Origin of the sequence: Candidatus Amarolinea dominans, from assembly GCA_016719785.1 — a bacterium.
GTDB classification, from domain to species: Bacteria; Chloroflexota; Anaerolineae; order SSC4; family Amarolineaceae; genus Amarolinea; species Amarolinea dominans.
Map to the genome: position 1 here is coordinate 181759 of JADJYJ010000035.1, position 12824 is coordinate 194582.

The 12824-nt window shown below is 63.9% G+C and carries 12 protein-coding genes; 10 read left to right on the forward strand and 2 right to left on the reverse strand.

The genetic code is table 11. From position 1 onward, the window contains the following. The first annotated feature begins 28 nt into the window (after positions 1-28). The 10 genes from mrdA (at position 29) to IPM84_27595 (ending at position 10726) form a co-directional block, all read left to right on the forward strand. Complete coding sequence (mrdA, locus tag IPM84_27550; GenBank protein MBK9096445.1) at positions 29-2146, forward strand: penicillin-binding protein 2; 2118 nt, start codon at positions 29-31, stop codon at positions 2144-2146. A 27-nt stretch (positions 2147-2173) separates the two neighbouring features. Continuing rightward, positions 2174-2938, forward strand: coding sequence for a septum site-determining protein MinC (minC, locus tag IPM84_27555; GenBank protein ID MBK9096446.1), 765 nt, complete (start codon positions 2174-2176; stop codon positions 2936-2938). Positions 2939-2948: 10 nt separating this feature from the next. After that, a complete protein-coding gene (gene minD, locus IPM84_27560) occupies positions 2949-3752 on the forward strand; it encodes a septum site-determining protein MinD (protein ID MBK9096447.1) in 804 nt (267 codons plus the stop codon). Between the two features lie 17 nt (positions 3753-3769). Next, on the forward strand, positions 3770-4129 hold the full coding sequence (gene minE, locus IPM84_27565; protein ID MBK9096448.1) for a cell division topological specificity factor MinE: 360 nt from the start codon (positions 3770-3772) through the stop codon (positions 4127-4129). Then, positions 4129-5214, forward strand: a complete 1086-nt coding sequence (gene rodA / locus IPM84_27570; GenBank protein MBK9096449.1) for a rod shape-determining protein RodA — start codon at positions 4129-4131, stop codon at positions 5212-5214. The genes minE and rodA overlap by 1 nt, the downstream gene beginning before the upstream one ends. Positions 5215-5303: 89 nt before the next feature. Next, positions 5304-6653 (forward strand): 8-oxoguanine deaminase, encoded by a 1350-nt coding sequence (locus tag IPM84_27575; GenBank protein ID MBK9096450.1) that lies wholly within the window; start codon positions 5304-5306, stop codon positions 6651-6653. A 197-nt stretch (positions 6654-6850) separates the two neighbouring features. Then, positions 6851-7627 (forward strand): hypothetical protein, encoded by a 777-nt coding sequence (locus IPM84_27580; protein ID MBK9096451.1) that lies wholly within the window; start codon positions 6851-6853, stop codon positions 7625-7627. 312 nt (positions 7628-7939) lie between these two features. Continuing rightward, positions 7940-9574 carry a tetratricopeptide repeat protein gene (locus IPM84_27585; GenBank protein MBK9096452.1) on the forward strand — a complete coding sequence of 545 codons (1635 nt, stop codon included), beginning with the start codon at positions 7940-7942 and terminating at the stop codon, positions 9572-9574. Then, on the forward strand, positions 9553-9696 hold the full coding sequence (locus IPM84_27590; protein ID MBK9096453.1) for a hypothetical protein: 144 nt from the start codon (positions 9553-9555) through the stop codon (positions 9694-9696). Before IPM84_27585 ends, IPM84_27590 begins: the two co-directional genes overlap by 22 nt. A gap of 37 nt (positions 9697-9733) precedes the next feature. Continuing rightward, on the forward strand, positions 9734-10726 hold the full coding sequence (locus IPM84_27595; GenBank protein MBK9096454.1) for a hypothetical protein: 993 nt from the start codon (positions 9734-9736) through the stop codon (positions 10724-10726). Positions 10727-10758: 32 nt separating this feature from the next. Here IPM84_27595 and IPM84_27600 read toward each other — a convergent pair whose 3' ends face one another. Further along, the gene (locus tag IPM84_27600) at positions 10759-11745 is read right to left on the reverse strand and encodes an ABC transporter permease (GenBank protein ID MBK9096455.1); all 987 of its coding nucleotides are present in this window, start codon (positions 11743-11745) and stop codon (positions 10759-10761) included. Between the two features lie 27 nt (positions 11746-11772). Beyond that, positions 11773-12771, reverse strand: a complete 999-nt coding sequence (locus IPM84_27605) for an ABC transporter permease (protein ID MBK9096456.1) — start codon at positions 12769-12771, stop codon at positions 11773-11775. Positions 12772-12824: the final 53 nt, after the last annotated feature.

Genomic DNA, 12824 nt, shown 5'->3' on the forward strand with positions numbered 1-12824 from the left:
GCCAACCTGGGCGACGGCAATCATCAACGTGAACCAAATACAAGCAGCGATCATTCGCACATTTCTTTATCGCATCGTCATCCTCCTGGCCTTCATCGTGCTGGCGGGCCAACTGTGGCGCTTGCAGATCAACCAGGGCGCTACGTTGCGCGCACGGGCCGATCAAAATCGCTTTCGTGAGGTGTCGGAGCCGGCTCTGCGCGGCGTCATCTATGACAGCCAGGGGCGCACCCTGGCACGCAACCGCCCGACGTTTGCCGTGGCTGTGGTGCCGGCAGATTTGCCTGACGATGAAGACGCACTGACCGCTGAACTTCAGCGCGTGCTTGATCTGTTGACCATGCCGATTCAGGCCGTCATCACGCCGACGGCCACGGTGATGCCGGAGGCCACCGTGCCACCGACGCGGGCGCCGGCGCGGGGCCGTGCCACAGCGACGCCCAACGCAACCGCAACAGAGGTTGCACCCGCACCCGCACCCGCCCCGCTGCGTCTGCCGGTGTCCGCACGGAAGGTGGCAACCCTGCCGCGTGCGGACGTGATCGCCCAGGTGATACAGGCCGTTGAAAATGCGCGCCTGGGCAGCGCCTTTGCACCGGTCACGCTGGTGGTGAACCTGTCCGTCGAGACTGCCTTTGTGATCGAAGAAGCGCGGCACACCTTGCCCGGCGTGGTCGTATTGGCCAGCGCCGAACGAGAATACCTGACCGGCGCGCTGACAGCCGATCTGATCGGCTACATGGGGCCAATTCCGGCCGAGCAAGCCGAGGCGTATCGTGACAGGGGCTATGCAAGCAACGACTGGGTTGGCTATGCGGGTATCGAGCGTTCCTTCGAGACCGAGATGCGGGGCCAGGCCAGCCTGCGTGAGATCGAGGTGGACGTCGCTGGGCGCGAGATTTCCACGATCGGCAAGCCCGCGCCGGCGGTGCCGGGCCATAACCTGGTGTTGACCATTGACATGGACTTGCAGCAGGCCATGGAGGCGGCGTTGCGCCGCGGCCTGGAAGCAGCCCATTCGTCATCCGGCGCGGCTGTGGCCATCAACCCCCAGAATGGCGCCGTGCTCGGCATGGTCAGCCTGCCGACGTACGATAACAACCTGTTTGCCGATGGCATTACAACCGATGAGTACGCGACGCTCAGTGAAGACAAACACCGCCCCCTCCTGAACCATGCCATCAGTGGCATCTACCCGCCTGGCTCGACGTTCAAGACGGTGCCGGCGGCCGGCGCGTTGCAAGAGGGCGTCATCACCTCGCGCACCCGCTTGCAGGACAACGGTATTATGTGGCTGCCCAACAAATTCTACCCTGACGACTTCAGCAAGGCGCAACCATTTTACTGCTGGCTGTACAAGTATGGGGGAGGCCATGGCGCAATCACGGTGGCCGAAGCGCTGGCCGTCTCTTGCGACGTCTTTTTCTATCAGGCCGGCGGCGGCCTGCGTGATTTTCAGGGCCTCAACGCGGACCGCATGGCCGACTACGCGCGTGCCTTTGGCTACGGTGAGGTGACCGGCATTGACCTGCCGGGCGAGCATCCGGGCCTGATTCCGAGCGATCAGTGGAAACGCCTCACCTATGGCGAAGGTTGGGTCACTGGCGACACCTACAACATGTCCATCGGCCAGGGCTTCGTTTTGGCAACCCCGCTGCAAGTGGCGAACGCAACCGCGGCCGTGGCCAATGGCGGCGCCCTCTACCGGCCCCAGTTAGTGGCGAGCATAACGGACGCCGAGGGCGCGGTCGTCATGGAGATGCAGCCGGAAATGATCCGTGCGCTGCCGGTCAAACCGGAACACATGGCTGTGGTGCGCGAAGGCATGTTTGGCGCCGTCAACTGGGCAAATGGCACCGCACCAGGCGCACGCGTGGCGGGGGTTGCAGTGGCCGGCAAGACCGGGACGGCCGAGTTCTGGGACCCGGAGATCGGCTACGATGCCAAAGGTTTCCTGCCGACGCATGCCTGGTTCATGGCCTTTGCCCCCTTCGACAACCCGCAAATTGCGGTCGTTGCCTTTATCTACAATGGCGGCGAAGGGTCCGCCGTGGCGGTGCCGGTGGTTTCAGAGATTTTGCACTACTTTTTCAAGGTGCCGATGCCGCCCGGCAACCCCTATCAGCGGCTGCAAGTGGGAGATTGAGCGCGTTGGATCGTTCATGGTCAGCATATGGCAACCAGTAGCAGCGAACAGTCAGTTCAGATCAAGGGCACCAGCAGCGGGCTGGTCATCACTCTGCCCAATGGAGACCTGGTCGCAGTGTTGGCCCAGCTTGCTGAGCGCCTGCAGGCGATGGGGTCTTTTGTCAAGGGCGGGCGCGTGGCGGTGGAGATTGGCGCCCGCGCGTTGAACGAGCCTGACATTGCAGACATCGGTCGCCTGCTGGAAGCCCACCAGGTGAGTTTATGGGCATTGTTGAGCGAGCATCCGCCCACACGACAACTGGCTGCCAATCTCGGCCTGGCCGTTGACCTCGCGCCACCGTTGCGTCATAACGGCAACGGCCAACCGGCGCCGGCGGCGGGACCGCCGCCTGGCGTCGAGCCGGTGCTGCACGCGGGCGAGGATTTCTCCGCGTTGCTCGTGCATGGCACCCTGCGCGGCGGGCAGAGCATCGAACATCCGGGCGCGGTGATCGTGATGGGCGATGTCAACGCTGGCGCGCAGGTGGTGGCCGGCGGTGATGTGGTGATTTGGGGCCGCCTGCGCGGAACCGTTCATGCCGGCGCCGCGGGTAACCGAGCGGCCGTGGTCTGCGCGTTGGTGTTACAGCCCACGCAACTGCGCATCGGCGACACGATTGGCCGCGCGCCCGACCCCATCGGCCAGCGCTGGCGCCTGCATTTGCGGCCGAGCCGGCCGGCCCCCGAAGTCGCACACGTCAGCGATGGCGCGATTGTGGTAGAACCCTGGGATCAAGTGAAGAGTTGGTGAAAGAAATAGCATGGGAGCAACCGTCATAACCATTACCTCCGGCAAGGGAGGCGTCGGCAAGACAACCACCACGGCCAATTTGGGCGTGGCACTCGCACTGCAAGGCATGCGCGTCGCCGTCATTGACGCCGACATCGGTCTGCGCAATCTGGACGTCGTCCTCGGACTGGAGAACCGCATCGTCTACGACCTGGTGGATGTGGTGGAGGGCCGCGCGCGCCTGCGCCAGGCCCTGATTCGCGACAAACGCCTGACCGAACTGTATCTGTTACCGGCCGCACAGACGCGTGACAAGAACGCAGTCTCCGAGAAACAGATGATCGCCCTGACCGACGAGATGCGCGCGGAGTTCGATTTCATCCTGGTTGATTCGCCTGCCGGCATCGAACAGGGCTACCGCAACGCGATTGCGCCGGCCGACCGCGTCATCATCGTCACCACGCCAGAGGTTTCAGCGGTCCGTGACGCCGATCGCATCATCGGCCTGATCGAAGCCGCGCAGAAAGGCCCTGGCGACCTGCTTCTCAACCGCCTGAATCCAACGTTGGTGAAGCGCGGAGACATGTTGAGCGCCGACGATGTGATCGAGATTCTGTCCATCAACCTGCTCGGCATCATTCCTGAAGACCCCCAGATCGTCGTGACCACCAATCGGGGACAGCCAGCAGCCCTGAACGGTGATTCCCCGGCCGGGATGGCCTATCGCCACATTGCGCGGCGCGTCTTGGGAGAAGACGTACCGCTCATGCCGGCGCGCGATCAAACCGGGCTGTTCGGTCGGCTGGCACGTTTCTTTGGGGGAAGTGGGCAGTAGATGTTAGGAGAAACGCCATGAACGTCATCGAACAACTGCGCAGATTCTTCAGCCCCGAACCTCCGAGCCGTGAGGTGGCCAAAGAGCGCCTCAAACTCGTCCTGGTGCATGACCGGCTGTCGCTCTCGCCAGCGCTCATGCAGACCCTGAAGGATGAGTTGATCGCCGTCATCTCCAAATACGTCGCCATTGATCCGGCCGGGGTCGAGGTCACACTGAGTCAGTCGCGTTACGATCAGCGCCTGGTGGCCGACATTCCACTGGCGCCGCTGGCGCCGCTGCCGCCGCCCGATGATCCTGCCGCGCCAACCGCGTCAGGCAGCCGACCGCGCCGCCGATCCAGGCCGGCCAGTCCGGTCCACAGGCAAACCACCTGATGGCGCGCGCCTGGCGCAACTTCGACTGGACGCTGCTCGGCATCACGCTGGTCATGCTGGTGATCGGCGTGGTCATGGTGCGCAGCGCCACGATCAACACACCGGGATTAGAGGACATGGTCCGCCGGCAAATCACCTTCTGCCTGGCCGGGCTGGTCATCCTCTTCGTCGCGGCCAGCGTGGATTACACGCTCGTCGCCACCGCGCCCACGCTGACCTATCTGATTTTGGTTGGCCTGCTGGCGCTTGTAGAGATCGTCGGCATGACGCAGGGCGGCGCACAGCGCTGGGTGGAAATTGGCCTCGCGGTGCAGCCGTCCGAGCTGGCCAAGATCCTGGTGGTGATCATTCTGGCACGCTTCCTGGCCGACCGTGAACAGGCGATGAGACGCATCAGCACCTACCTCGGCGCGGTGCTCCTGCTGGCGCTGCCGCTGGTGCTCATTTACCTGCAGCCGGACCTGGGTACGACGCTCTCCATCGCCTTTGCGGGCGGCGTCATGCTGCTCATCGCCGGGCTGCCGCTCATCTACGCGGCGCTGACTGGCGTGGCCGCCGCGGCCGTGGCGCCGCTGGCCTGGTTGTCCATGCAGGACTACATGCGCAACCGCATTCTGCTCTTTCTCAACCCGGCGGGCAACCCGGACGACTTCTACAACGTCAACCAGGCCCTCATCAGCATCGGCAACGGCGGCATCCTGGGGCAGGGGCTTTTCCACGGCAGTCAGAGTCAACTGCACTTCTTGCGCGTGCGCCACACCGACTTCATCTTTTCTGTCATCGCCGAAGAACTGGGCTTTGTGGGCGCGGTCATCGTACTCATCCTATTCATTCTGCTGCTCCTGCGCCTGCTGCGCATCGCTGACCTGGCCCGCGATAGTTTTGGCCGCCTGCTGGTCATCGGCATGACCTCCATCATCTTCTTCCAGGCCGCGGTCAATATCGGCATGAACCTGAACCTGCTGCCTGTGACCGGCAAACCGCTGCCCTTCATCAGCTACGGAGGCAGCTCGCTGCTCATTTTCATGCTGAGCATCGGCCTGGCCGAAAGCGTAGCCATGCGCTATCGCAAACTGGAGTTTTAAGTCAGAGCGGCGAAATCGCCTGATGGGCGTCGGGCGTACCTGGCGCAATCGCGCAGGATGCCTGAACAGTTACGCCCGGGGAGACAACGATGTCCACACTTCTTTTGCAGCACGCCGATGTGCTGGTCACTATGGACGCGCAGCGGCGTCAGATCAAAGATGGTGCGCTTTTTGTGCGCGATCAGGCCATCGAGCAGGTGGGGCCGACGGCCAGCCTGCCCGCCAGCGCCGACACCGTCATCAACGCCCGCGGCATGATCGTGCTGCCGGGCCTCGTCAACACCCACCATCACCTCTATCAATCACTCACCCGCGCCCTGGCGCAGGACAGCGTTCTCTTCGACTGGCTGAGGACCCTCTATCCCATCTGGGCGCGGCTGACGCCGGACGCGGTCTACCTGGGCGCCAAGCTGGGCCTGGCCGAGCTGATGCTCAGCGGCTGCACCACCAGCAGCGACCATCATTACCTATGGCCGCACGGCAGCCGCATTGACGACGAAATCGAGGCCGCAGGGGAGCTGGGCATCCGCTTCCACGCCAGCCGCGGCTCCATGTCGCTGGGCGAAAGCCAGGGCGGTCTGCCGCCCGATTCTGTGGTTGAAGATGAGGACGCTATCCTGGCCGACTGTCGCCGCGCCATCGAGACCTTTCACCAGCGTGAGCGCTTCGGCATGGTGCGCATCGTCGTCGCGCCCTGCTCACCCTTCTCCGTCACGCCTGATCTGATGCGCGAGAGCGCCGCGCTGGCGCGCAGCTACGGCGTCAGGCTGCACACGCATCTGGCCGAGACGAAGGATGAAGAGGAGTTCTGCCTGGCACGCTTTGGCCGGCGACCCGTTGCCTATGCCGAAGACCTGGGCTGGACCGGGCGCGATGTCTGGCATGCGCACTGCGTCCACCTGAGCGAGGCTGAGATTGACCTGTTTGTTCGCACCGGCACCGGCGCCGCACACTGTCCCAGCAGCAACATGCGCCTGGGGAGCGGCATTGCGCCCATTCGCCGCCTGCTCGATCGCGGCGCGTCCGTGGGCCTGGGCGTGGATGGCAGCGCCAGCAACGACGGCGCCCATCTCCTGGGCGAGGCACGGCAGGCCATGCTCCTGCAGCGCGTGCTGGGCAATCCGGCCGCGCTGACCGCGCAGGAGGCGCTCGAACTCGCCACCCTGGGCGGCGCGGCCGTCCTCGGTCGTGACGACATCGGTGCGCTCGCCCCCGGCATGGCCGCGGACTTCATCGGGCTGAACCTGAATCGCCTGGCCTACAGCGGCGCCCTGCACGATCCCCTGGCCGCCGTCCTCTTCTGCGCGCCGCAGCCGGTGGACCTCAGCGTCATCAACGGCCGTGTGCGCGTCCAAGAGGGCCAGATCGTGGGCCTGGACGCGGCCGACCTGGTGGCGCGACACAGCGCCGCCAGTCGGAGGCTGGTGAGGGGAGAGTAGAGAGCGGAGATTGGAGATCGGAGATTGGAGATCGGTGACCGACGAGCAATCTGCGTGTAGCGGTTGGAAACCGTAACCGGCACGTGGTGCCAGTTGGCAACTTGTGTTACCGCGCGGCCTTGTGCAAACGATTTGATTTTGGTAGAATACGGGGCAAGTAGTGAAAATGCAGCGATGAAGGGTGGAAGCTGATGAGCATGAAAGCGATCAATCTCGCACAGACAGTCAATTACTTCAGGCAGATCCCGCTCAGCGGCCAAGACCTGCGTTTCTGGTTTGTGGCCCGAGAAGGGTCGCCCCGAGGCTATATGCGCAGTCTGCTCCGAACAGTGAATGAACCGGTGAAACTCCTGTTTGTGGGCCATCGCGGCAGCGGCAAGTCCACCGAGCTGAACAAGCTGGCCGAAGAATTGAGCGACAAGTTCTACACCATTCATATTGACATCCGCGCCATCACCGGTCGCACCACGCCAGAATATGAGGATGTCATGCTGGCAATGAGTACGCAGATTGTTATTTTCTGCATCGAACACAACCTGGTACGTACTCCGCTCGTTGAGCCAGTGCGGCAGGGCTGGGAAAGCCTGCGCGACTGGTGGCTGCAGGTGGTCGCCGGCTTGCCCATCCGCCCCGCATCTGCCGAAACCACGATCTCAGCGCAGGTGAAAACGCTTCTGGGCGACATCGAGCTGAGCGCGCGTCAGTCCTCAGCCGCAAGGGAGCAGCTCAAGTTCCAAATCAACCAACAGATGCCCGATTTAATCCGTCATCTTAATTGGGTGATTGCCGAAGCCGAAAAGAACAGCCAAAAGCACCTGCTCATCGTGGTCGAAGGTCTGGACAAGGTGGATCTGGAAGCGGCGACGCAGATTTTGGCCAGCGCCGACGATTACCGCCCAACGCCCGCCCGGCGCGCGCTTCCGATCTACAACGAGGGGGGGGTGACTTCCCACCCAGAAGGGGACGTTGCGTGACCGCGGGGGGGGGGGTCGTCTGATCGAGCCTGGCGTTTCTCCGCGGCGGCGCCAGTGGCTTGTCTTTGCGCTAACCCACGAACAGGCCTAATCCCGGCCGAGGATGCCCGCAGCCCACGGCGCGCCGTGAAGCCCTGGCCCCCCTCAGCCGCCGCGACCTGACCGTACTGCGAGCGCGGCATGGGGACCGCCGCCTGACCAACGATACCGATGAACAGCGGCTGATCTACAACGGCAGCCTGATCGAATACGACAACGACGTTCAGTGGTGCGATGCCCACCCGGCGTTGTGGAGCTTGTTGGAGCAGGCCGATGATGACAACCCAGATGACAACGGCCTTGACTGACTTCTCAGCTACGGCCACTGCGTCCGAGCTGCATCGCCTGGTCATCCTGCTGAACCTGGCCGAAGGCGCATGGGCGCTGGCGATCTACGAAGATGGCGCCGTGCGCCGGCAGGTGATTGCGGATTTGCGGCCGGCGCTGGCGCCGCTGGCGTTGGTGGAAATCTCCCTGGCAGGCAACTCCGCAAATGTCTTGGACCACATGCAGCAAGCGGCGCAGACCGCGAGACAGCCTGCACCCGTTGTTTCATTTAACGATGTGAGCCACGCCTTTCCGGCCCTCTTTGGCCATCTTGACGTTCAGCGTGAAACTCTGGCGCGCGCACCGCATCGCCTGCTCTTTTGGCTCAGCGAAGGCGAGCGTCGTGAATTGGCCCACAGCGCGCCCAATTTCTACTCACGCCTCAGCGGTGTATTTCGCTTTCCGGGGCGCGTGGGTCCGCAGGCAATGGTCCTTTCGAATCCGCCGCTGCGTGTCACGCCGGGGGAGAGCAGTGGCGCAGGGGCTCGGCGCCGTCCCCGCGTGCCGGTTGTAGATGAACGTGATCGCCAACAGATCATCGCCCGACAGAAGAGCCGGCTCGACGCGCTGCGCGGCCGTCCGCGGCCCGACTGGAAAGCGGTTGGCGATGCCTGGTATGACATGGCCGGGCTACACGAAGAAGAGATGCCGCGACGCTGGGATGTGGCCGCAGCCTCCTATGCCGAAGCCGCGCGTGCGTATACCAACGCCGGGCAAACGGCCTGGCAGGCCGAGGCGCTTTTCCAGGCCGCAGATGCCGCCCGACGCGTCTACGCGACTGAGGCCAGTCTTGACTATGCGCAAAATAGCCTGGCGCTGTACCGCCTCCTGAGCGACGGCAGCAGCACACCGCAGACGATTCTACTGGGCGAGGCCAACACGCTGAAGGTCATCGGCGACGTGCAGCAATTTCGTGCCGACCGGGAGGGTGCGTTGGCGTCGTACGGGCAGGCGCTCGACCTGTTCCGCCAGGTGGGCGACCGGCTGGGCGAGGCGAACGTGCTGAGGGCCATCGGCGACGCGCAGCAATTTCGTAAAGAAATCGAGGGTGCGTTGGCGTCGTACCGGCAGGCGTTGGAGCTGTATCGCCAGGTGGGCGACCGGCTGGGCGAGGCCAACGCGCTTAGGGCTATCGGCGACGCGCAGCAATTTCGTAAAGAAATCGAGGGGGCGTTGGCGTCGTACCGCCAGGCGCTCGACCTGTATCGCCAGGTGGGCGCCCGGTTGGGCGAGGCCAACACGCTGCAGGTCATCGGGAATCTATCCCGCACAGCGCAGCAGTACGAAGAAGCTAAATCGTTATACGATAATTCTCTTACGCTCTATCAAGCCATCGGCGAGCGGCAAGGCGAGGCCAACAGCTATCTGGAGTTGGCGCGCCTTGCTCTGGTGCAAGGAAACGCCAGGCCAGCGCAGCAGTACGCGCAGCAAGCCATCGAACGCCATACGGCTAACGGAGATCGCTACGGCGGGCGCTGGACCACGAGACGCTGGCGGCTGCGTGCCGGGCCGCCAATGAACCCGCGGCCGCCATGGATGCCATGCAGCAGGCGGCCGCGTTGTACACCGAGATTGGGTTGACCGGGAAAGCCGCGTCCGTGGGCAGCGCATTAGCCGATCTACTCGCAGAGCAAGATCGTCTTGAGGAGGCGTTGGCGGTCTCGGCGACCACGGTGGAGTCGGCGCCGGACGTCGCCATGTAGCGTCGCAACTAATGCGAGCAGAGAGCGGGGGCAAGCCATGTGGTTTGAAAGATTGACCGATTTTCCTGAAGTGTCACCTCATCAGGTTCGCGAGAAGATCGCGGTGGACGGGAAGATGTTGATTTCGCATGTCAACGGGAGGGCCATGGTCCACGGCCAACTGGAGACCCCGACCCTGGGCGAGCTGCGAGAACGTGTCCATGCGAGTGGGTATCAGAGCGGGAAAATGTCAGTCCGTGAAATCGTGGCTAACGTGCAGCAGTTGCACACAGAGGTCGCGAATGCCGGCGCGCTGTTTCAGGTCGCCTCCCAGTTCAATCTGCTGGAAATGGTCTCTCCAGACGTCACGCCAGAGCGAGGTGTGGGCATCTATGACCATGACCATACCCAGGGGCCAGCGTGCGCGATTGCGGCTGGCGCGGGAACGATCTATCGCAACTACTTTGCCATGGTCAATGGACAAATCGGCCAATCAGCAAGCAACCAAATTGATTGCCTGGCCGATGTTGGTGCTGCGTTGGGCAATACTGCGGGCCGGCTGTGGGAAATGCGCAACGGTTATGCGTTGGCATCGCAGCGGGGTCTGGCTGAAATTACCCATCGCCTGCAAGCCTCAAGCGAGCGTGAGCTTGATGAATTGCGACAACTGTTGCGCATCGGCCTCCAGTGGAATACGCAAGTGACCCTCGATAAGGCCAAACACACCGTCTCTCAAGCCTACTGCTCGGCCCTACCAGTGACCTATTCCACGCATCCCGCGCCTCTGTGGGCGGCGTTTGCCCGGCTCATTCTTGAGGCAGCCTATGAGGCCACGATCTGCGCAGGCATCTTGAATGCGCTCAGCAGTGGCAACAAAAGCGTATTTCTCACCTTGCTTGGCGGTGGAGCATTTGGCAATACAACGGAATGGATCATGAGCGCGATCCAACGCGCCTTGAACCTTAACAGATACGCCGATCTCGATGTGGCCATCGTCAGCTATGGCGCGTCCAATCCCCAGGTCCAGCAACTCTTGCATCAATGGTCATAGGCGCCGCGCGACGCAGGCGGGATGGCTGCCCCCTACTCCTGCTCGAACACCGTCCCCAGCGCGGCCGGCGGTGACGTCTGCAGGGCGCGCAGGCTGCGCACGAGGATGCGGCGCAGGCCGTCCGGCAAGCGACCGAGGCTGCGCTGCAGCCACTCGGCGTTGCCCAGTGTGACCAGCACCAGGGTCAGGATCATCAGCGGGAAGGGCAGTGTGGGGAAGAGCTGCGTGGGCACGTTGGGCATGGCGCTCTGCAGGGTGTTGGCCAGGGTCTGCAGGGTGACGAAGGCGTACGCACCCACGGCCGCGCGCAGGGGCCGCCAGCCGCCAAAGATGACAATCGCCAGCGCAATCCAGCCCGTGCCTTCGATGCCGTAGGGCCGCGCCCAGCCTGGCTTGACCAGCAGGGAGAACGCGGCGCCACCCAACCCCACCAACGCGCCGCCCGCCAGGGTGTAGACGTAGCGCATGCGGGTCACATTGACGCCACGCGCAAACGCGGCCGCGGGCCGTTCACCCAGCCCTTGCAGCTTCAGGCCGGGCTGCGTCTTGTTCATGTAGAACCAAACCAGGAAGATCGCCAGCAGACTCAGATAGACCATCGGGTCCTGATCGAAGAAGATGCGGCCGACGACCGGCAGGCTGACCAGGCCGGGGATGGGCAGGTGCTGCACCTGTGGGCCGGGCACGCGCGTGTACGCGTTGCCCAGCACATAGGCCAGGTCACGCGTGAGCAGGGTCAGAATGAAGCCGGTGGCAACCTGGGGCTGATGCAGGGTCAGGCTGATGACGGCAATCACCCCGGCCACCAGCGCGCCGACGAGCATGGCCGCGGCCATGCCGAGCAGCAGGCTGCCGCTGACCGTCGCAACAATGAACGCGGTCATGGCCGACAGCAGGATCGAGCCATCGAGCGACAGGTTGATGACGCCCGCCTTTTCGGTGATGGTCTCGCCCAACACAGCGAAGATGATCGGCGGCGCCGCGGCTAACACCGAGGCCAAAAGAATGACGATGTCCATGGTCGTTGTCCCCGTCAAGGCTGCGTTCTACGATTTACGCTTGAAGAGCCGCGCTTGCAGGCCCTGCGTGATGAGCACTGAGAGCACAAGCAGGCCCTGGATGACCCCGCCGAGGGAGGAGTCGAGCTGGCGCTGCAAGGCGAGCTGCAGGCTGCCCATGGCGATGGCGGCAAAAAAGACCGAGATGGGCACGCTCCACGCCGCGCTGAGGTTGGCCAGCAGTACGACCAGGATCGCCAGAAAGCCATAGCCGCCGGAAATCAGCGGGAAGAGGTTGTGCCGGGCGCTGGTACCGACGATCAACACCCAGCCGGCCAGGCCCGCGAGCGCGCCGCAGATGGCAAAGGCCAACAGCATGTGGCGGTCGGTGGAGACGCCCAGGGTGTAGGCGGCGCGCACGTTCTTGCCGATGGCCTTGAGCCGCAGGCCGAAGTAGGTGCCGCGCAGCGCAACGCCGACCACCGCAATTGCCGCCAGGGCCAGGAGAATTTCCACCGGGCTGACCTGGAAACCGGGAAAGGCCGGCAACCACAACGATGGCGGAAATGGTTCGGTGCCGCTGGTGGAGCCGATGCCCGGGCGCTTCCAGGGACCGAGCACGAGGTAGACGGTGAGGCTGCCGGCGATGAAGTTCAACCCCAGGCCGCCAAAGATCTCGTTGACATTGCCGTAGCGCTTGAGCAGGCCCGTCAGCACCCCCCACAGCGCGCCGCCCAGCGCCGCGCCCAGCGCGGCCGCGATCAGCGTCAGGGCAGGCGGCAGGCTGGGCTGCAACCAACGCAGGACGCCAGTGGCGAAGATCGCTCCCAGCACCACCTGGCCTTCGATGCCGATGTTCCACAGGCCCGCGGCGAAGGTGACTAAGAGGCCGGCCGCGCACAAGAGCACCGGCGCCCACGCAGTCAGGACATAGGCCAGGCGCGCGGAGGAGCCAAACGCCCCGTTGATGATCAAGCCAAAGGCATCGAGCGGCGACGCGCCGATGGCGAGCAGGATCAGGGCAGAGAGCGCCAGGGCCGCCAGCATGCCACCGACGCGCAAAGCCCATTCTGCCAGGCTGGTGCCCGGCCGCGAAAGTG